This window comes from Hymenobacter bucti (genome assembly GCF_042681145.1).
GTDB classification, from domain to species: Bacteria; Bacteroidota; Bacteroidia; order Cytophagales; family Hymenobacteraceae; genus Hymenobacter; species Hymenobacter bucti.
Genome location: NZ_JBHUFD010000005.1, coordinates 118545 through 138876, shown reverse-complemented (window position 1 = coordinate 138876; position 20332 = coordinate 118545). Strand labels below are relative to the sequence as shown.

The 20332-nt window shown below is 60.8% G+C and carries 12 protein-coding genes and 1 tRNA gene; 7 read left to right on the top strand and 6 right to left on the bottom strand.

Features of this window, described 5'->3' with window-relative positions:
• Positions 1-255: 255 nt before the first annotated feature.
• The gene (locus tag ACFSDX_RS12765) at positions 256-1344 is read right to left on the bottom strand and encodes an alpha/beta fold hydrolase (protein ID WP_382314029.1); all 1089 of its coding nucleotides are present in this window, start codon (positions 1342-1344) and stop codon (positions 256-258) included.
• A 310-nt stretch (positions 1345-1654) separates the two neighbouring features.
• Here ACFSDX_RS12765 and ACFSDX_RS12760 point away from each other — a divergent pair, with 310 nt between their 5' ends.
• Positions 1655-3205, top strand: coding sequence for a M20/M25/M40 family metallo-hydrolase (locus tag ACFSDX_RS12760; protein ID WP_382314027.1), 1551 nt, complete (start codon positions 1655-1657; stop codon positions 3203-3205).
• A gap of 101 nt (positions 3206-3306) precedes the next feature.
• On the opposite strand, the gene ACFSDX_RS12755 is transcribed toward ACFSDX_RS12760, so the two are convergent.
• Together ACFSDX_RS12755 and ACFSDX_RS12750 are read right to left on the bottom strand one after the other, a co-directional pair.
• Positions 3307-4281, bottom strand: coding sequence for a PorP/SprF family type IX secretion system membrane protein (locus ACFSDX_RS12755; RefSeq protein WP_382314025.1), 975 nt, complete (start codon positions 4279-4281; stop codon positions 3307-3309).
• A gap of 70 nt (positions 4282-4351) precedes the next feature.
• The gene (locus ACFSDX_RS12750) at positions 4352-8953 is read right to left on the bottom strand and encodes a T9SS type B sorting domain-containing protein (RefSeq protein ID WP_382314023.1); all 4602 of its coding nucleotides are present in this window, start codon (positions 8951-8953) and stop codon (positions 4352-4354) included.
• Positions 8954-9657: 704 nt separating this feature from the next.
• Here ACFSDX_RS12750 and ACFSDX_RS12745 point away from each other — a divergent pair.
• Positions 9658-11787: a hypothetical protein gene (locus ACFSDX_RS12745; RefSeq protein WP_382314021.1), complete on the top strand. Its 2130-nt coding sequence runs from the start codon at positions 9658-9660 to the stop codon at positions 11785-11787.
• A 293-nt stretch (positions 11788-12080) separates the two neighbouring features.
• The gene (locus ACFSDX_RS12740; protein WP_382314019.1) at positions 12081-13865 is read left to right on the top strand and encodes an ATP-dependent nuclease; all 1785 of its coding nucleotides are present in this window, start codon (positions 12081-12083) and stop codon (positions 13863-13865) included.
• Positions 13866-14065: 200 nt separating this feature from the next.
• Here ACFSDX_RS12740 and ACFSDX_RS12735 read toward each other — a convergent pair.
• Together ACFSDX_RS12735 and hscB are read right to left on the bottom strand one after the other, a co-directional pair.
• Positions 14066-14147, bottom strand: a tRNA-Leu gene (locus ACFSDX_RS12735).
• A gap of 25 nt (positions 14148-14172) precedes the next feature.
• The gene (hscB, locus tag ACFSDX_RS12730; protein ID WP_382314017.1) at positions 14173-14721 is read right to left on the bottom strand and encodes a Fe-S protein assembly co-chaperone HscB; all 549 of its coding nucleotides are present in this window, start codon (positions 14719-14721) and stop codon (positions 14173-14175) included.
• 241 nt (positions 14722-14962) lie between these two features.
• Here hscB and ACFSDX_RS12725 point away from each other — a divergent pair, with 241 nt between their 5' ends.
• Positions 14963-15163 carry a hypothetical protein gene (locus ACFSDX_RS12725; RefSeq protein ID WP_382314015.1) on the top strand — a complete coding sequence of 67 codons (201 nt, stop codon included), beginning with the start codon at positions 14963-14965 and terminating at the stop codon, positions 15161-15163.
• 89 nt (positions 15164-15252) lie between these two features.
• Here the strand turns inward: ACFSDX_RS12725 and ACFSDX_RS12720 are convergent, their stop codons facing one another.
• Positions 15253-16185 (bottom strand): SAM hydrolase/SAM-dependent halogenase family protein, encoded by a 933-nt coding sequence (locus ACFSDX_RS12720; protein ID WP_382314012.1) that lies wholly within the window; start codon positions 16183-16185, stop codon positions 15253-15255.
• Positions 16186-16324: 139 nt separating this feature from the next.
• Here ACFSDX_RS12720 and ACFSDX_RS12715 point away from each other — a divergent pair, with 139 nt between their 5' ends.
• The 3 genes from ACFSDX_RS12715 to ACFSDX_RS12705 all read left to right on the top strand — a co-directional run bounded on the left by ACFSDX_RS12715 (position 16325) and on the right by ACFSDX_RS12705 (position 20305).
• The gene (locus ACFSDX_RS12715) at positions 16325-17446 is read left to right on the top strand and encodes a PhoH family protein (protein ID WP_382314010.1); all 1122 of its coding nucleotides are present in this window, start codon (positions 16325-16327) and stop codon (positions 17444-17446) included.
• 66 nt (positions 17447-17512) lie between these two features.
• Entirely contained in the window at positions 17513-17971 is a 459-nt protein-coding gene (locus tag ACFSDX_RS12710) for a GNAT family N-acetyltransferase (protein ID WP_382314008.1), read from the top strand.
• Between the two features lie 42 nt (positions 17972-18013).
• Positions 18014-20305: a ComEC/Rec2 family competence protein gene (locus ACFSDX_RS12705; protein WP_382314005.1), complete on the top strand. Its 2292-nt coding sequence runs from the start codon at positions 18014-18016 to the stop codon at positions 20303-20305.
• Positions 20306-20332: the final 27 nt, after the last annotated feature.

Sequence of the window (20332 nt, the reverse complement as noted above, 5' to 3'; positions counted from 1 at the left end):
CCAGGAAATAAAAGCTGTTGCCGGTTCGGGAGTTGGCAGCGGCTTTTTGCTTACCTAGGCGCCACGAAAAAGCCCCATCCTTTCTGCTAGAAAAGAGTGGGGCGATGGACCTAGAAAAGCTTCGAAAATGGGTGCAGTAGCGCGGACTTTCAGTCCGCTAGTTCAGGTGGCTAGTCCACTCGCGGACTGAAAGTCCGCGCTACCACGTGGCCGTACCCTGATTGCGAAACCGCGTCAGGTGAGCCTTGCGTTAGTCTACTGCGGCTTCTCGGTCAGGGCTAGTAATTCCTGCAAATAGCTGCCCCAAATGGCGGGGTTAGAGTGGGTGCCGTGGCCGGTGGTGAGGTCCGTGATGGGCAGCAAGATGTAGCGGCCCTGCGCTACCTTCTTAATCTCGATGTCCAGAATGCCCAGCTCGGGCGGGTTCACTTGGTCGTCGGCCGAGTTGATGGCAAACAGCGGCGCCTTGATGCTACCGAGGTGCGGGGCGGGGTTGTAGTCGCGCGAGGCGTCGAACTGGTAAATAAAATCATTCGCATCGAGGGTGCGGTAAAAGTTGGCCTCGGTCTTGGCTAGGGCGGCTTCGGCGAGCTCGCGGGTGGGGGCCAGCTTCTGCATCTGCTTGGGGCTGCTGCCCATCACTATCATCGAGGAGGCGGCGCCGGCCAGGCCGGTTTTGGGCTGGGCGGTGTAATTGCCGCCCTGCCAGGCGGGGTCCATTTCGATGAGGTCGATGGCCATTTTACGCAGCATGCGGTTGCGGCCGGCTATCTCCACGGGCAGGCTGGCCAGGGGTAGCAGGGCATCCATGTAGCCGGGGTAGGTGTAGCCCCACACCCAGGTTTCCATGCCGCCCATGGAAGTGCCCATGACTAGGCGCAGGTGCTGCACGCCGAGCTTCTCGGTCAGCAGCCGGTAGTTGGCCACCACCATGTCGTCGTAGGTGTACTTCGGAAACTTCATGCGCAGCCCGTTGCTTGGCTTGCTCGACTGGCCGTGGCCGATGGCGTCGGGCAAGACGACGTAGTACTTGGCCGCGTCCAGCGGCTGCCCCGGCCCGAATAAACGCCCGGCAAACAGGTCGCTCAAAAAGCTGGTGCCCGCGCCCGTGGTGCCGTGCATGATGAGCACGGCATTGGTGATGCGGCCCGCTTTGTCGCGCCTAGGTTGCCCCACGGTGGTGTAGTGCTGGCGCAATACGGGCAGCGTTTCGCCGCTCACAAACTTGAAGTTCGGCAGCGTAAAATCGCCGGCCACCGGCGCGGGGTATGCCATCTGGGCCCGGCCACCCAGGGGCAGCAGCAGCCAGCAAAACAGGATAAATGCGAGTCGAGAAATAGCCATATGAACAACGCCGGGCGCGCGTAGCCAACCGCTGGAAACGCACACGCCGGCCAACGGCCAAATGACGCAAGGAAATGCGAAAGGTGGCGTAGGTACTGGTAAGCTTATTCCGGAATTGGCTGCATCAACACAACGTCTGTTATGCAGAGCGTAGCGAAGCATTTCGCGTGGTGCAGTAATCAAAACGTAAGCAATGGAGCGAGATGCTTCGCTACGCTCTGCATGACGGACGTTGTGTTACTTGAAAAATAAGCCTTACAACCAAGTAGCCGCCGCTGACTTTCACCCTTTTTCGCCTTACTTCGGCGCCATGAAGCATACTTATCCGCTTGGCCGCTTGCTTGGCTTCGTAGCCACCCTAGGGCTCTTGCTGGCGGCCGGGCCGGCCGCCAGCATCTTGCAGCAGGTGCGGCAGTACCGGCAGCAGCACGAGCACGAATTGCTGGCCGAATACCTGCGGCTGCTGGCCATTCCGAGCGTGGCGGCCGATAGCGCCGGGCTGCGCCGCACCGCCGCCACCATCGCCGACATGATGCGCCAGCGCGGCCTCACCCACGTGCAACTGCTGCGGGCCACCACGCCCGGCGTGCCGCCCGCCGTGTTTGGCGAGGTGCGCGTGCCCGGCGCCACCCGCACACTGGTGTTCTACGCCCACTACGACGGCCAGCCCGTTAACCCGGCCCAGTGGGCGCCCGGCCTGAGTCCTTTCAAACCCGTGCTGGCCAGCGGCTCGCTCGCCAATGGCGGCCAGCTGCTGCCGCTGCCCGCGCCCGGCACCCCGCTCAACCCCGAGTGGCGCCTCTACGCCCGCGGCAGCTCCGACGACAAGGCCGGCGTGATGAGTATTCTGTCGGCCTACCAGGCCCTGGCCCAGCGCGGCATCAAGCCCACCGTCAACCTCAAGTTTTTCTTCGAAGGCGAGGAGGAGAAGGGCTCGCCGCACCTGGCCGAGCTGCTGCACCAGCACCGCGACTTGCTGAAATCAGACCTCTGGATAATTTGCGACGGGCCGGTGCACCAGTCGGGCCGCAAGCAGGTCGTGTTCGGCGCCCGCGGCGATGTCAATGTGGGCCTCACCGTGTACGGCCCCAAACGCCCGCTGCACAGCGGCCACTACGGCAACTGGGCACCCAATCCCGCCCTAGGGCTGGCCCAGCTATTGGCCTCGATGAAGGACAGCACCGGCCGCGTCACCATCGCCGGTTTCTACGACGACGTGGTGCCCCTCACCGCCGCTGAGCTGGAGGCCGTGCGCCGCGTGCCCGCCGTGGAGGCCGACCTGCAGCGCGAGCTCGGCTTTGCCCGCCCTGATGGCGCGGGCCAGTCGCTGGTCGCGCTCATTAATCAACCTTCCCTGAATATCAACGGCCTGCGCAGCGCCAATGTGGGCGCGCAGGCCGCCAACGTCATCCCAACCACCGCCGAGGCCATGCTGGATTTGCGCCTCGTGCTGGGCAATGACTACCAGCGCCAAACCGAGAAAGTAGTGCGCCACCTCCAGCGCCAGGGCTACTTCGTGACCCGCGCCGAGCCCACCGACGCCGAGCGCGCTCAGCACCCGCGCCTGGTGCGCGTGACCCCCGAAACCGGCTACAACGCCCAGCGCACGCCCCTAGATTCGCCCGTGGCGCGCAGCGTGGTGCAGGCCGTGCAATCGACCGTGGCCCAGCCGATAGTCTTGCTCCCGACCTCGGGCGGCAGCTTGCCGCTCTACGTCTTCAAGCAGGAACTGGGCGCCGCCACGCTCACCGTGCCCGTGGCCAACTACGACAACAACCAGCACGCCGAAAACGAGAATATTCGCCTAGGTAACCTCTGGGACGGCATCGAGACGATGGCCGCGCTCATGACCAGTAAGTAGCCAATACTGGTAATTTTTAGGAACGTAAAAAGCCTGTCATTGCAAGCGTAGCGCAGCAATGACAGGCTTTTTATCAGTAGGGGTGCCCTAGGCCGTTCGGCTTACCAGAACTTGTTGTCGGGGCACACGACCTGGGCTTTTTTCTTGAGGCGCAGGCCCAGCAGTATTTCGTGGCTGCCACTGTTGTAGCCGGCCAGCTCCGAGATGCCAGCATCGTAGGAGTAGCCTAGGGTGAATTGCTCGTAGCTGAGGCCCACCAGCGCCACTACCGAGTCGAAGGCGCGCCACGATACGCCGGCCCACAGCAGGTCGCGGTACTTGAGCTTGGCGTTGACATCGACCGAAAGCGGGGCCGGATTCACGGCCTTAACCAGCACCGACGGCACCACCGACCACTCTTCGCTGAGCGGCAGCCGCACCCCCGCCGTGGCAAAGTAGTGCCGCCGCAGCGAGTTGCCGGGTGCCCCCGCGCCTACCTGGCCAGGCCCGTAGGAGAAGTTGAGCCGATTGCCCAGCAGCTGCGCCCCCGATACTCCCACGTAGAAATCGGGGCTGTAAACCCACAAGCCGGCCGAGGCATCAAACACCCGCGAGGCGGCGCTGGCCGCGCTGGTGGTGGGGTCGTAGAAGCGCAGCAGCTGCCCATCGACGGAGAACTGCTGCATGCCCGCCGACACGCCCAGCGCCGCCCGGATGTTGCGCGTCAGCACCACGTTGTAGGCGTAGGAACCGTAGGCGCCGAGCCGGCTCGTGGGGCCGGTCACGTCGTTGTACACGAGGCCCCCGATGGCGTGAAACGGCCGCTGTCGGTCACGCATGGTGCGCTTGTCGGTGGTGCGCCACTTGCCCAGCGAGGAGGTGATGCTGGCGTAGTACGTCTTGGGTGCCCCTTCCAGGCCCGTCCACTGGGTGCGGTAGCTGAACTTGACATCAATGTAATCCTCCACGCCCGTCGCGCCGGGGTTGAGAATGTAGTTGTTGTTCATGTACTGGCTGTACTGGGCTTGCTGCTGGGCCAGGGCCGGCACGGCAGCGAGCAGCAGCAGGGGAAGGAGCAGCGATAAAACTCTTTTCATAACCGGGAGAGAACTAAGCGTCTAGCTAGAAAGAAGGTAGCCCGGCGGCTGGTGCCGCCGGGCGGGTAGTTTAGTACAGAATCGTAATCGAGCCGGCGTAGGACTTGCCGAGCGGGCCCTTCGTGACGACGACGTAGTAGTAGGTGCCCACCGGGGCGGGCTGGCCGTTGATGTCGCCGCGCCACTCATTGGCCCGGCTGTAGTTGGTGGCCGAGAAAATCTTGTTGCCCCAGCGGTTGAACACGTTCACGGTGTTGTCGGGATACTGCTCGATAAACTCAATCTGCCAGGTATCGTCGCGGCCGTCGCCGTTGGGCGTAAAGGCATTGGGAATGCGGATGGCCGGGCGCACGGTCACGGTCACCTGGTCGGAGCTGGCGCAGCCGCCGGTGCCGGCCGAGAGGGTGTAGGTGGTCGTAACCAGCGGCGCCGCAATGGGCCGCAGCGGGTTGCTGGGCGGAATCGTCAGCCCCAGAGCCGGCGACCAGGTCACGGGGTAGGTGCCATCGGCGGTGCCTTCCAAGGTTACGGAGGTGCCGGCCAGAATCTCCTTGTCGGGGCCGGCGTTTACCACCACCGGCGGCTGAATGCGCACGACCACGCCATTGGAAACGGCCGTTGTAAGCTGGCCACACTCGTTGGTCGTGCGCAGGCGCAGCGTCACGGTCTGGCCATCGCGCAGCGTGGTGCTGGTGAAAACCGGGGTCGTGGCCCCGGCTACGTCATTGCCATTAATCTGCCACTGGTAGCTGGGCGCCGCGCCCGCGCCGGTTACGCTGGCGATGCTGAAGGTCAGCGGCTCGCCGGGGCAAACTGGTGCGTTGGGCTGCGCCGCAATGGTGAGCGTGGGGGTCGTGGTGGGTGTGCGCGTGACGGTGACCGTGGCTACGGCTGCGCCGGTGCTGCACAGCCCCGCGGTGGGCGTTACCTCCACCCGCACCAGGTCGCCGGTGGCCAGCGTGCTGCTGGTGAAGGTGGGGCCGCTGGCCACGGCCACGTTATTAACAAACCAGCTAAACGTGGGCGCGGCGCCCGCATTGGCCGCTACGGCCGTGAAGGTGAGGGCCGTGCCGGGGCACTGCACCGGCGGGGCCGTCAAGCTCACGGTGGGCGTCACCACGGGCTGCACCAGTATCGTCACGACGTTGGAAATCCCCATTGAGCAGGTGCCGGTGCCCGAGGCTACCCGGCGGCGGAAGTACGTGGTGGCCGTGAGCGCGCCGGGCGCAAATGTGGCATTGGTAGCGCCAGCAATAGCGGTCCAGCTGGCATTGTCCGTCGACGATTCCCACTGGTAGGCAAACGTGCCCGTGCCGCCCGCAGCCCCTAGGATGCTGCTGAGCGCGCCCGGCGTGGCCCCGGCGCAAATAGTCTGGTTGGCCGCAATGGTGCCCGCATTCAGCGTCGGCAACACCGTGAGGGTGACGACGGGCGAGTACACCGGGCCGCACGGCCCCGAGGTAAGGCGGCGCCGGAAGTACGTGGTAACCGTGAGTGGGCCGGGCGCATAGTCGGGGCCCGTGGCGCCGGCAATGGCCGCCCAGGTCGCATTATCAACCGACGATTCCCACTGGTAGGCGTAGCTGCCCGTGCCCCCGCTGGGGCTGGCTGCTCTATTCAAGGCGTTGGGTGTGGCACCTAGGCACAGCGTTTGGTCGGCGCCGATGGTGCCGGCCGTCAGGGCCGGGGCCACGGTAATGGTCACGACATTGGAGAACACCGGGCCGCACGGCCCTGATGTCGCCCGGCGCCGGAAGTAAGTCGTCGCGCTCAGCTGGCCCGGTGCGTAGGTAGGGCCGGTGGCGCCCGCCAGCGCCGTCCAGGCGCTGTTGTCTGCCGACGATTCCCACTGGTAGGCGATGGTGCCCGTGCCGCCCGCGGCGGCGCTGGTGCTGGTGAGCGGGCTGGGCGTGGCGCCGGCGCAGAATAGTTGGTCGGCCGCAATGCTGCCCGCCGTCAGGGCCGGCGCTACGGTAATGGTCACAACGTTGGACACGACCGGCGCGCAGGCGGTGCTCGACGTGGCCCGGCGCCGGTAGTAGGTCGTGGCCGTGAGCGCGCCCGGTGCGAACGTTGGGCCCGTGGCCCCGCCGATGGCGGTCCAGGTGGCGTTGTCGAGCGACGATTCCCACTGGTACGTGATGCCGCTGGTGCCCCCGGCTTCGGCGGTGCTGGTAAGCGGGCTGGGGGTGCTGCCGGTGCACAGCCCTTGGTCGGCCGCAATGCCGCCCGCCGTCAGCACCGGAGCTACGGTGATAGTCACGACATTGGAGAACACCGGGGCGCAGGTAGTGCTGGAGCTGGCCCGGCGCCGGAAGTACGTGGTAACCGACAGCGCGCCCGGCGCATAGGTTAGGCCAGTGGCGCCGTTTATCGCCGCCCAGGCGCTGTTATCAAGCGAAAATTCCCATTGGTAGGCAATGGCGCTGGTGCCGCCCGTAGCCGCGGCGCTGCTGGTGAGGGGGCTAGGGGTGTTGTTGGCGCACAGTACCTGGTCGGCGGCGATGCTGCCGGCCGCCAGGGCAGGGGTCACAGCTATCGTCACGGTGTTGGAGAGTGCGGCGCAGGGGCCGGAGGTTACCCGGCGGCGGAAGTACGTAGTAGCCGTGAGCACGCCGGGCGAGAGGTTTTCGCCGGTAGCGCCGCCAATGGCCGCCCAGGTGCTGTTGTCCGCCGAAGCTTCCCACTGGTAGGCAAACGTGCCGCTGCCGCCTGCAGCGGGCGTGCTGCTCGATAGTGGAGCTGCCGCGGTGCCCGCGCACACGGTTTGGTCGGCGGCAATGCTACCAGCTGCCAACGCGGGCAGCACGGTGATGGCCACGGAAGCCGTGGGCGTGCGCGGCGCGCAGAAGCCCGAGGTTACCAGCCGCCGGAAGTAGGTGGTGGCCGTGAGCGCGCCCGGCGCGTAGCCGGGGGCAGTGGCGCCGCTGATGTCCGCCCAGGTGGCGTTGTCGGCCGAGGATTGCCACTGGTAGCTGAACTGCCCGGTGCCCGCGCCGGCCGCGGCCGTGCTGGCGAGCGGGGCCGGCGTGCCGCCGGCGCACAGCGCCTGCGCCGGGCCGATGCTGCCCGGCGTGGGCGCGCCCGGCACCAGAATCTGGCCCTGCGATTCGCGGCAAAAGCAGTTCGTGGTGATGCGCACGGTCACTACGTAGTTGCCGGGGGCCGCGTAGGTGTGCTGGGGGTTTTCCAGCGTAGACGTGGCGCCATCGCCAAAATCCCACGCGTAAACCTTGTTATCAAAATCAATGGGCGGCGCTGTAAACGTGATGCCCAGGCAGGAGGTAGACTGGTAGCTGAAACCCACCCGCAACAGCGAGCTTTGGTTGAAATTGACCAGGCCCAGGCCGCTGCTGCGGCCGCTCAGCCGCAAGGTCAGGCTGTCATCGGCGTAGCGGGCCTTGGCCCCCACCGAGTCGGGGTAGGTGATGAAGCCCAGGGCCGGTTGGTTTTCGCGGGCCACGTAGATTTTGCCATCTGGCGCCGCTTGCAGCGAGCCTAGGTTCACCGGCGTGGTTTGCCGGAGCGGAATGCTCTGCTTGTTAACCGGCCCGTTGCCGCTGATATCAAATTGCAGCAGCTTGGGCGGGTTCATCACCGTGGCGTAGAGCTTGCTGCCGGCCGAAAAATCGACCCCGTAGTACTTACCCTCGCCGCTGTCAACAATAAATGGCCGCTGGGGATTGGCGCTCACCTGGCCCGTGCTGGTATCAAAGCTAAATAGCTCAACGGTGCTGCTGCTGTCGCCCACTACCTCGCTGTAGCGGGCCACGGCCAGCCGCTGGCCGTCGGGCGTCACCTTCATCTGCCCGCGGTAGCCCAGCGGCGACACGCTCGGCGCGTGCAGCGAGCCCACGGTGGAGATAATCGGCGTCGGGTTCACGCCAGCGGTCGTTACGCGGTAGGCCAGAAACGAGTCGCCCCGGTTGGCGGTGCCGGACTTGGCATTGCCCCAGCCGTGCACGATAATCCAGATGTCGCAGCCGTTTTTGTGAAACACGCCCGTCATTTTCTCGGTCGTGCCCTGCGTAAGCGGCGTGTTCTTGGTGGCGAGGGTTACGGTGCCGGGTCCGCCGCCGGCCGGAATGATAATTTCCGACCAGCTCAGGCCCCTAGGGCCGCCCGCCGCGTCTTGCGTGAAGATGAGGTAGCGCGTTAGCGCCCCCGGCATGCCCACGGGCGGGCTGCCGGGCATCCGGATGGGCAAGGGCCCGTCGGTGACGAGCCGGCTGCCGCCCATGCCCGTGCCATTGGTCATAACGGTGTGGTTGCCGTTCCAGATGGTATCGCCGTTGCTGTAGAAGAGAATCTTGCCGGTACCGTCTGACATTACCCCCGCCCCGGCGGGGGCCGTCATCCGGCCATCGGTCAGCACCGTGGGCGGAATGGAATCGGTAGCCTGGTTGAAATCGAGCCCCGCCCGGTAGCCAAAATACCAGGTGTTGGCAAACTTCTCGTCCTGGCTGCACTCGGGGGGCGTGGTGGCCTGCCCTAGGGCCGTGGTGGCCGCGCCGCTTAGCAGAAGTAGCAGCAGCGCGAGCAGCCAGTGAATAGCCAGCCGGCCGGACCGAGCTGCGCCTAGGTCACTGGCGCTGGCCGGCCAGCCGGGCTTAGCAAAAAGTAGGGCAGGAGCACGAGTAGATAGGGCAGGATGCGGTAGCTCTGCGAGCATAGTAGGGCAGGAAAATAGGCAGACGGGTAAGTGGGGACTCGGCAAGGAAAGCAGGCATCGCCGCCCTTGATAAACAGCACCTGATGACGATATATTGCGTAAAAAAGCCCTGTCAGCCGGTTTCAGTAAAGCTACGCACGGCCAGCCAAGTTTGTGCAAGCCAATGTGTGAATAGTGCTGCGGCTCATTCCCAACCGGCCGCCTAGGGTCGGCTTAGCCCAGCCACCCCCCGGCGCCGCTTGCTGCCCACTCATTCGGCCCAGCTAAAATGCCGCTCGCCACCCGCGCTCACCCGCGCCCGCTCGCGCCTTATCAGGTCCCCTAGGTAGCTAACCCCGCCGCTGCCTGTGGGTGCGGCCGTGGCTGCTCCTGCTAGCCGCGGTTATGCTAGCAAAACCTGGCAACGCGGCTGGTGAGCGGCGTTCTCAACCAGTACCCTATCTCCTTGGGAAGAGGCCGCCACCCCTCTGGTGTTTGTGCAGCCTTGCCGAATCTGGACTACTATTGCACCTAAGCCCCAAACTGGCCGGCTGGCCTCAGGCTTGATAAAAGGCCCTGCCTAGGCCCTGCCGCCGGGCGGCTTCGCCGCTGCCGAGTGGCCATAGCGCCGAAGTTAATCGGTTATCGACGGTGCTAAGGTAGAAGTCTGTAAAACAGTTTAGTAACGTACTAGTAGCAGCATGATGAAGCGAGTTTCTTTGGGTTTGTCTTTGCTCCTTTGTAATTCGGCTTTTGCTCAACCGACACGCAGCAAGCCCCAAACAACTTCGTTCCAGATAGACCAGCCCTGGAGCGCCGCCGTCGATGTACGGTCCGACATCGTGATGCTCTACGGCATTGGGGATGACTTCCCGGCCCGCGCGGCCTCCTGGACCGGCAAGGGCTACGACGTGCAATTCATGACGGGCATTGCCTGGGGCAACTACCAGAGCTACTTCGATGGCCGCTTCGACGGCAAACAGCACGACGCCGACATCCAGCGGGAACGCGACGGTACGCCCATTCTGCACGGCCCCACGGTACCCTACGTGGTGCCCTCGCGGAGCTATTTAGAATACATGAAGACCCAGGTCAAAGCGGCAATTGACTTCGGGGTGACGGCCATCTACTTAGAAGAGCCCGAGTATTGGGCCCGGGGCGGCTACAGCGAAACGTTTAAGCAGGAATGGCAGGACTATTACCATTTCCCCTGGCTGCCGCAGCACGAATCGCCCGAGGCTACTTATTTATCATCTAAGCTTAAATATCATCTGTATTTTAATGCCTTAAAAGAAATATTCTCCTATATAAAAACCTATAGCGAAAGCAAAGGCCAGCGCGTGAAATGCTTTGTGCCTACTCATTCCTTACTGAATTACTCGGCCTGGGAAATTATCAGTCCGGAAGCCAGCCTAGCGGCGCTCCCCGGCATGGACGGGTACATTGCCCAGGTGTGGACCGGAACCGCCCGCGTGCCCAATTATTTTAATGGGGTAAAGAAAGAACGGGTATTCGAAAACGCATTCCTGGAATACAGCTCCGTGCTGTCGATGACGGCGCCCACCAAGAAAACGGTTTATTTCCTAACCGACCCGATTGAAGACGGCGTCAGAAGCTGGGACGATTATAAGAAGAATTACGAAGCCACTTTCACGGCGGAGTTGATGTTCCCGACGGTAAATCATTTTGAGGTGATGCCCTGGCCCAACCGCATCTACTTAGGTAAGTTTCCGGTGGAGAATAAAGCCGAGCCGCAGCCCATCGCGCCCGCCTACGCCACCCAAATGCAGGTCATGATTAACGCCCTGAACACCATGCCCCAGGCCGCCAGCCACGTGAGCGGCAGCCGCGGCATAGCCGTGCTGCTGGGCAATTCCATGATGTTTCAGCGGTTTCCTACCCACCAGGGCTACGAAGACCCGCAGCTTTCCAACTTCTACGGCCTGGCGCTGCCGCTCTTCAAACGAGGGGTTCCGGTGGACCTAGTACACATGGAAAACCTGGCTTATCCGGAAGCCCTTAAGGACACCAACGTATTGTTGCTGTCTTACGCGAACATGAAGCCAACCTCGCCGCTAGTGCACGAAAAGCTAGCGGAATGGGTGAAAGCGGGCGGCGTGCTCGTGTATTATGGCAAAGACGCGGACCCTTTCCAGCAAGTAAAAGAATGGTGGAATACGGGTAATTTTAAATACAATACGCCCTTCGAGCATTTGCTGAAAGTAATGCAGCTGCCGCCGGCCCAGCAAGACGCTGCTTATACCTACGGCAAAGGAAAAGTGTATATAACGAGAACCGACCCCAAGGAAATCGTTTTGCAGCCTAATGCCGACCAGCGCTTTATCAAGCAAATCCAGCAGGCGTATGAAAACGATGCGCACGCGGGGAAAATGGTATTTAAGAATTCGTATCGGCTAGACCGCGGGCCGTATACGCTAGCGGCGGTGATGGACGAAAACGAAGACCAAAAACCTTTAATCATTCAGGGGCCGTTGCTAGACCTCTACAATCCAGAGCTACCTGTCCTACAATCCAAATCCATTGCTCCCAATCAACAGGCTTTCCTGTATCGGTTAGCGCCCGCCAAGCAGGCGAAAGCGCCCGCCGTGCTGGCCGCCGCTGCCCGGGTGTATGATTTCAAGGTGCAGCAGAATATCGTTTCGTTCTCCACCAAAAGCCCGGCCAACACGAACAACGTGATGCGGATTTTGCTGCCCGCCAACCCCAAGCAAATAGAAGTAACGCACCAGGCCCAACCCGAGCCGGCCACGCACACCTGGGACGCCCAAACCAGCACGCTGCTGCTAAAATTCCGAAACTACTCGGAGGGCGTGGCCGTGAAAATCAAGCTGTGAGCGCGGCTACCTAGGGCCGCCGCAGTACCCATTTTGGAGTTTGTGCCTAGCGGGAGGCCCTAAGAGAGTACGGTAAAGCTGTACCAACATGCCGACCCCTCTATCTTGGTAGCTATGGAGCACTTTCTGCCTACCCTCACGCTGCGTAACGGTTTGAACCGCTGCACGCACGAAGTCAAGTCAATGCCTGTGGCCGGGGCGCAGAAAATAGGGAAGCGCAAGTGTCACAGGTGCTGGTAGCGTCGCACCATTTACTAACCACCAATCTCGCTCTTCATCAAAAGAAAATAAACATGTCACATCTGCTTGCTGAAATCAAAATAGAGAATTATAAGTCAATCTTGTCTGAAGTATTTGAGTTATCCGCTTATACACCATTAATCGGATATAATAATGCTGGTAAATCCAATATTTTATCTGCTATTAAGTGGCTATTGCGTAGGACAAGTTTGCAAGTAAATGACTTCAATAATCTCGATTTGCCAGTTGTTGTTGAGGGTAGGATAGATGGGATAACTGATGAGCTTCTTAATTCTATACTTCCAAGTCACAAGGTAAGTATTAGTAAATTTATCGTAGATGGTTCACTGCAAATAAGAAGGACGCAACTTGTGCCTGGGGATAGTGTAGCAAGAATTAAATTGCAAGTATTTAGCTCAGAGGCTACTGCGGGTAGTGAGTGGGTTTCTAATCCAACCGGAATTGATAATGCTCTTAATGCATTGTTTCCAGAGCCAATTCAAATTGGTGCTATGGAAAATGCTGAAGAAGATGTAAGTAAGTCTAAGACAACAACAACTATTGGTAAGCTATTAGGCGAGATAATTGGGCCATTAGAAACTCAGTATGGTGCTCAAGTTAGAAATGTTCTTGATGAGCTAAAGGGTATAATGGACGCTGATGGCCATAGCCGAGCAGCAGAATTAAGACAGTTTGATACGGCAGTAAACCAGAAAATAGATTCATTCTTTCCTGATATTAATATAAAGCTACATGTTCCTACGCCAGAATTAAAAGAAGTTTTTAATAAAGGAACAATCAAGATTTACGAACACCAAGATTCAGAAGGTAGGGATATATCGTCATTAGGGCACGGAGCGCAGCGCTCTATTCAGATGGCATTAATACGACATCTTGCCGAATTAAAACGGGAGGAAGAGAATCATAATACTACTACGCTTTTACTTATCGACGAACCCGAGCTTTACTTACATCCCCAAGCAATAGAAATAGTGCGAGATTCACTTAAAGCTCTTTCAACTGAAGGGTACCAAGTTGTATTTTCTACTCATTCAGCAATAATGGTCACTTCAGATGATATAGCAGATGCTGTTTTAATAAGAAAAACACGGGCTAGGGGAACATACAAAAGGTCTACACTAAAGTCTGCTGTTCCCCATATAGAAGCTGATTCTGCGAGCCAAATAGGTTTGTTATTTTCTTTAAGTAATTCGTCAAAAATCTTGTTTTCAGAAAAGATAATTCTTGCTGAAGGTAGAACAGAGCAAAAACTATTACCAAGATTGTTCGAAGCGATAGCAGGTAAATCGATGGGACTTCATAAGTATGCTCTTATATCAATGGGAGGTGTTGCAAGTACAAAAAAATCAATGCAAGTGTTAGAGGTTATGGACTTGCCAACTAGGTCAATTGTTGATTTAGATTTTGGTTTTATAAATGCCATTAAAGATGGATTTCTAGACGAGGAAGACACTGATGTAGTTGCATGCCATATGATATTCGACGAAATAGCTTCATCTAATGGAATAACTCTCGCGCAAAATGGCTGGCCTGCAAAAAGTTCTTCTATGACGGCAGCAGAGGCGTTCGTTGTGCTCGCTAATCAAATTAAGGCTCAACCTCATATAGAAGCTATACACCAGAAGTTACTATTGCACGGAATTTGGCTTTGGAGAATGGGAAGTATAGAAACTCACTTAGGTATTGTAGGTAAAAATGAAATGGTATGGGCGAGCTTTGCTAATCTAATGAAGTCGAGCTACTTACCTGATTTGATTAGGGATTACAACGGTGTTGCTGATTGCATTAATTGGCTCATCGGTAATGAGGCTATTTAATACTTATGATTGTATTTTATCAACGAAAAAGCCCGACCAACCGGCCGGGCTTTTTCGTGTCATGTTGGTAGTACCTATGGAATACCTAGCCGCTGTGCTTCGTCCAGCGTGCTTGCGTTTTAACCCAAACGAAAAAGCCCCTTCTCAGCGGGGCTGAAAAGGGGGCTTTTAGTAGTTTAGAGCTGCTTCAGTAGCTCCTGTACCCGGAGCCGGAGTCGAACCGGCACACCTTGCGGTAATGGTGTTTGAGACCATCGCGTCTACCGGTTCCGCCATCCGGGCAAGAACAATTCCACTCGGCCGGTAGTCACGAGCGGGCCGCAAAGGTAGCCAATTGCTGGCGAAGCCGCAAGAGATAGCGCTTTTTTAGATAATACGTCTTGACCTGAGCTAGGGCGGCGGGGCGGTGGTCGGGGGGCAGCTGCGCGTAACCCGCCAGTACGGGCTGAATACCAGCATCGAGCGTGTCGGCCAGGGCCGTTACTTCAGCTTCGAGGTTGGCGGTGGCGGCGGAGTCGGGCTCAAACTCCAGCTCCATCAGCTGCTCGTTCAGCTCCATTACTTCCATCAGAAAGTCGCCGGGCAGTTGGTTTTGGGCGCTGCCTTCCTCGAGCAAGCCGTGCTGACCGAGGAGGTAAGCCATGCGGCGGTCGGGGTCTTGCAGGGTGCGGTAGGCGTCGGTATTGAGCGTCGAGAGGCGCAGCGCTTCGGCCTGGGCCGCCGGCGTGTCCTGGGCATGAAAGTCGGGGTGCAGCTCGCGGCTGAGTTGGTAGTACTTAGTCTTGAGGGCGGCCTCGTCTAGTAAAAAAGCTTCGGGCAGGCCGTAGAAGGCGAAGTAAGTGGGGGAGTCAGACATGGGAAACGCCTAGGTTGGCAAAAGAAAAATGGCTCACTAATAGTACCGCTCAATGCCCCTGGAGGTTGGCAACCCTGGCGCAAATAGACCTCGGCCGCTGCCCGCGTCGCGGCACCAAGCCGTGCATAGCCTGCGGCTGGGCACCTAGGCGCCGCCTAGGGCCAGCAGGGGGCAGGCCAAACTTCCGGGGTAGCGTCACGTAGAATCAAGTCATTACTTTCCATTGTCTTCTCCCTTTTCTATGAATCCGCTTTCCTGCCGCCCCTTGTGGCTTGCTGGCCCCGCCCTCGTGCTGGGCGCCCTGCTGGCCTCGTGCTCTAGCCAGCCCGCCGCCACCGAACCTAGCAAAACCGCCGAAGTTGTATCGGACAACAAAACAGTGGACATCACGGCTGCCAGCCCCGACAGCACCCAGACTGACACTACCAAAACCACGCCTTAGCTTTCACCAAAGCTAAGTTTTACAACAAACAGGGAGGCAAAAACCGGAATCATTTCTGGTTTTTGCCTCCCTGTCCTTTTTACTATAACCTAGGTGCCAGGCGCGGCAGTTGGGCTTTCGGCATCAAACCACACATCGACCTGCGAGTCGAAATACATGCTCAGTAGCTCGCTGGCGTGGCCTTGGTTGATGGCAATGCACAGGCAGCCCTGCGAATTGAAGGCACACACAATCTCGCCGGGCGGGGCCGCGGCGAAGTGCGGCTGCAGCTCGCGCACGGTTTCGCGGCCAAACTTGATGATGGGCAGCCGCTCCCGGCCCGTCACCTCCACCGCCTCGCGCGAGATGTTGGTAATCAGGTTGCCGTAGTGGTCCACGTGCACCACGTGGCCCGTAATGCGGTTGTCCTGCAGGCGCACCTGCCGGTTGGTGAGCGAGTAAAGCTCGGTGGTGGGCTGGCCCAGCGTATCGATGGGCTGCCCCAGGGCCAGCCGCACGGCGGCCGGGGCCAGCACGTCGGTGGTGGGGTTGAAGGCCACCAGCGGCAGCAAGGACCCGGCTGGATTGCCAAACAGGGCGGCCGTAGTGGCCGGGGCCGCGCCGCGTAGGCGCACAAGCCGCTCGGGCACGCCGTCGCAGAGCAGGGCCAGCAGGCCGTTGTCGGCCGCCACAAAGTAGTGGCCCTGGTGCTGGGCAGCGTGCCAGGCGGGCGTGGCCACGGCCCCAGTGGGGCTGGCCCCGTAGTCGCTCACCGCAATGAGGTGCGTGGTGCCGAGCGGAAAATCCCGGAATACGGCCCGCAGCACGTGCACCGCGTGCGCAATGTTATAGGGCTCCACGCCGTGCGTGATGTCCATCACCGGCAGGGTAGGACCTAGGTGCAGCAAACGGGCTTTGAGTGCGGCCACGTAGTGGTCGCGGTAGCCAAAGTCCGTTAGTAGCGTTAGTACCCCCATGCCCCAGTCGCCGGTTTTTTCGTAGTATTGTTTAGCCGCCAGCCGCAGTAGCTGGAACGGCCGCAAAAGTAGTTCCGTTGTAGGGGTAATCCGCCCCCGGCCGGCTGGCCGCGGCAGTAGTAAAAATGGTGCCAACCGGGCACTGCCTGCTGGTCAGGGCCCCAGTAATTCGCTTTCTCCCTCCCTCTTTCCCTGCTTTACGCGCTTGGTCGAAAAAGTCATCACCCTCGAAAATGTCTCCCTGGTCGATTTCCTCGGGGCCGACAATCAAAATATCCGTCGCATTGCGGCCGCCTTTCCGGGCTCCAAAATTGTGTCGCGCGGTAATGAAATCAAAGTGCAGGGTCCGGCTGATGTTATCACGCGAGTCAATGACATCCTGAGCTCGCTCATTGAGCACTACCATCAGTATGGGGTCATCACTGACCGCGACGTGAACCTGCACCTCTCGGCTACTTCCGAAGAGGCCGAAGGCCGCGTGCTCGCCGCCTCGCCCGACGTTATTTTGTTTGGGGCCAAGGGTGGCATCATCAAGGCCAAAACGCCTAACCAGCAAAAGCTGGTGGATACCGTGCTCAAGCACGACCTCACCTTTACGCTGGGCCCGGCGGGCACCGGCAAAACCTATATTTCGGTGGCGCTGGCTGTGCGGGCGCTCAAGAATAAGGAGGTGAAGAAAATCATCATTTCGCGCCCCGTGGTGGAGGCCGGCGAAAGCCTCGGCTTCTTGCCCGGCGATATGAAGGAGAAAGTGGACCCCTACCTGCGCCCGATTTACGATGCCTTGGAGGACATGATTCCGGCCGAGAAGCTGAAGTTTTACCAGGAAAACAAGATTATCGAAATCGCCCCGCTGGCCTACATGCGCGGCCGCACGCTCAACAACGCCTTCGTGCTGCTCGACGAGGCCCAGAACACCACGCCGAGCCAGATTAAGATGTTCCTGACCCGCATGGGCCCCTCGGCCAAGGTGATGGTGAACGGCGACCGCAGCCAGATTGACTTGCCCACCCGCCAGAAGTCGGGCCTGATGCAGGCGCTTGATATTCTGAAGGATATCCCTGGCATCGGCTACGTCGAAATGACGGCCGAAGACGTGGTGCGCCACCGCCTGGTAAAAGACATTGTGATAGCCTACGACAAGCACGACGTGGCCGAGCAGCGCCGCGACGCCGAAAACAAGCAGCGCCGCCGCGAAGGTGGCTACGACCGTGGCCGCGACGACCACCGTCAGGGCAACGGTTACCGCGACCGCCGCCCCTCCGACGACCGCAACTACGACCTGCCCGAAGCTGAGCTGCCCGTGAATCATGAGCAGGCGCTGTAGCCCTAGTTAGCATAAATGCTAGCGTAACCAAGAAAGCCCGTTGTGCCTAGCACAGCGGGCTTTTCTTTGCAGAATAAAGAACCTACGCCCATGACCACCGTCAGCAAAGTATCCGACCTCCGCGACCTCGACGCGGCCTTCACTATTCGCGAAAAAGTATTTGTGCAGGGCCAGGGCGTGCCCGCCGAAGATGAGTGCGACCAGCACGACCGCCAACGAACCACCCGCCACTACCTAGCCCTCGTGGACGGCCAGCCCGCCGGCGCCGCCCGCTGGCGCCCCACCGAGAATGGCGTGAAGCTGGAGCGCTTCGCCGTGCTGGATGAGTTTCGCAACCAGGGCGTGGGCGACGCGCTGGTGCAGGCTGTGCTGGCCGACGTGCGCGCCGAAGCCCCCGACGCCGCCCAGGTGTACCTACACGCCCAGTTGCGGGCCATTCCGCTTTACGAGCGCACCGGCTTCCAAAAGGTGGGTAACATGTTTGAGGAGTGCGATATTCAGCACTATAAGATGGTGTTAGGCTAAGCCGTTCACTTATATTGCGGAGCTTTCTATAGCCTCCGCCTTATGGTTAACTGGTCTTCGGCTCCCTTGCTGCGCGTGGCGCTGGCCTTCATCCTGGGTATCGTGGCCTACCTCTACCTAGGGCAGAGCTGGGCCGGCAGCGCCGCGCCCTGGGCGGCGGGGCTGGTGGCTGCCTACCTGCTGCTGTGGTTTTGGAGCCAGCGGCAGCCCACGCCCGCGGCCACCGATGCGGCGGGCCTGCTAGGGCTGCTGGCAGTGGCCGCGCTGGGTTTTGCCCGCATCCAGGGCTACACCGAAAGCCGCCGGGCCGACCACCTAGGGCGTTTTGCGCCGCGCATCGAGTACTACCGCGCCACCGTGGATGAGGCGCCCGTGGTGCGGGCCAACACCTTCGCTACCACGCTGCGGGTGCAGGCCGTGCGGGTGGGCGGCCGCTGGCAGGCCGCTACGGGCGGCATCCGGGTGAGTTTGCCGCGCCACGAAACGGCCGCCGCCGTGCCCGCCCCGCGCTACGGCGAGGTGTGGCTGGTTCAGGGCATGCCCGAGCTCAGCAAAGGCCCCGCCAACCCCGGTGAGTTTGACTACCGCCGCTACCTCCAGTACCACCAAGTCTACCACTCGCAGTTTGTGCACCTAGGGCAGTACCGGGTGCTGGGCCAGGCGCCGCTGAGCGCCGTGGTGGCCATCAGCCAGCGGGCGGCGGCGGTGCTCGACGGCGTGTTTCGGCAATATGTCAAAAGTCCGCCTGAGTACGCCTTAGGTACGGCCCTGGTGCTGGGCTTCCGCGATGACATCGACGCAGCCACCAAGCAGGCGTATGCCAACACGGGCACTACGCACATTATGGCGGTGTCGGGCTTGCAGGTGGGGCTACTGTTTGCGGGCTTGCAGTGGCTGCTGGCGCGGGTGCCGCTGGGGGGCTCGGCGCTGCGGCGACGCTTGCTCACGGCCGGGCTGGGGTTGGCGCTTATCTGGAGCTACGCGTTTTTGACCGGCCTTTCGGCGTCGGTGTTGCGGGCCACGGTCATGTTTACGCTCGTGATAGTGGGCCAGGCTTGGGAGCGCCAGAGCAGCCTGTTCAATACCCTGAGCGCGGCGGCCTGCGTGCTATTGCTATACAATCCCTATCTGCTCTGCGACGTGGGATTTCAACTCTCCTTCCTGGCCGTGGTCAGCATCGTGTACTTGCAGCCGCGTATCGTGCGCTGGCTCGACGTGCGCAACCGAGTGCTCGACCACCAGCGCAGTTGGCACGGCCCGGTGCAGCAGCGCTTCTGGCGCGGCAGCGCGTGGCTGGCCGATGCCGCCTGGCAGCTCTCGGCGCTCTCCCTCGCGGCCCAGATTGCCACCTTCCCGCTGGGGCTGTACTACTTCCACCAGTTTCCATTCAACTTCCTGCTGTCCAATCTCATTGCCGTGCCCATTTCGAGCGTGGCCGTGTATGTAGGCGTGGTATTGCTGCTGGTGAAAGGCCTGGTGGCCCTGCCCGCGCAGTGGCTGCCGGGGCTCGATTGGGTACCTAGGGCCGTGGGCGGGGTGTTTCAGGGCCTCATCTGGGCTTTCAATAAATATATCTTCTTCGTGGGTCAGCTGCTGCCGGGCGCGGTGGTGGGCGGCGTGCACCTCAATCAGCTCCAGACGCTGCTCATTTTTCTGCTCATTCTGGCCGTGTGCGCGTTTTTCGCCACGCGGCGGCTGGCATGGGTGGGCGGCATGCTGGCCCTCTTAGGCCTGTACGCGGGCAGCCGAGTGGCCGAAGCCGCCGAGGTGGCGCCCGTGCGCGAGTTTGTGGTGTACAGCATTCCGCGGCGCTCGGTGGTGGGTTTTTGGCAGGGCGCGGCGCCCGAGTTCGTAACGGCCGATTCGCTGCCCCTCTCCGAAACTGAGCGCACTTACCGCCTCAAGCCCAGCTTAATACTGCGCCGCGTTCGCCGGCCGCGCTACTGCGTGGGTTGGCAAGGCGCGGCCGTGCCCGTGCAGCTGGTCGGCGCCCCCGGCCCGGCCGATTCGGCCCGGCGCTACCCGCCCGCGCCGGTGGTGCTAGCCAGCTGGCGCGGCCTGCGCGTGGCTTTCGTGCGCGGCCGGCTGCGGCGGCTGGCGCCGGGCGTGGCCCCGCTGGTACCGGCCGACGTGGTGGTGCTGCGCCGCAACGCCCGCGTGTACCCCGATGGGCTGGCGGCGCACTTTGGCCCGCGGGCGCGGGTGGTGTTCGATTCTTCGTGCCAGCGCTGGTACGTTGCCCGCCAAAGCGTCGCTTTGCGGGCCGCGGGGTTCCGCACCTGGGATGTGAACGAGCAAGGTGCATTTATTTATGCCTTGACTATCAAGCGCTGAGCTTAGTAAAAGCTATTAGGCGGCTAG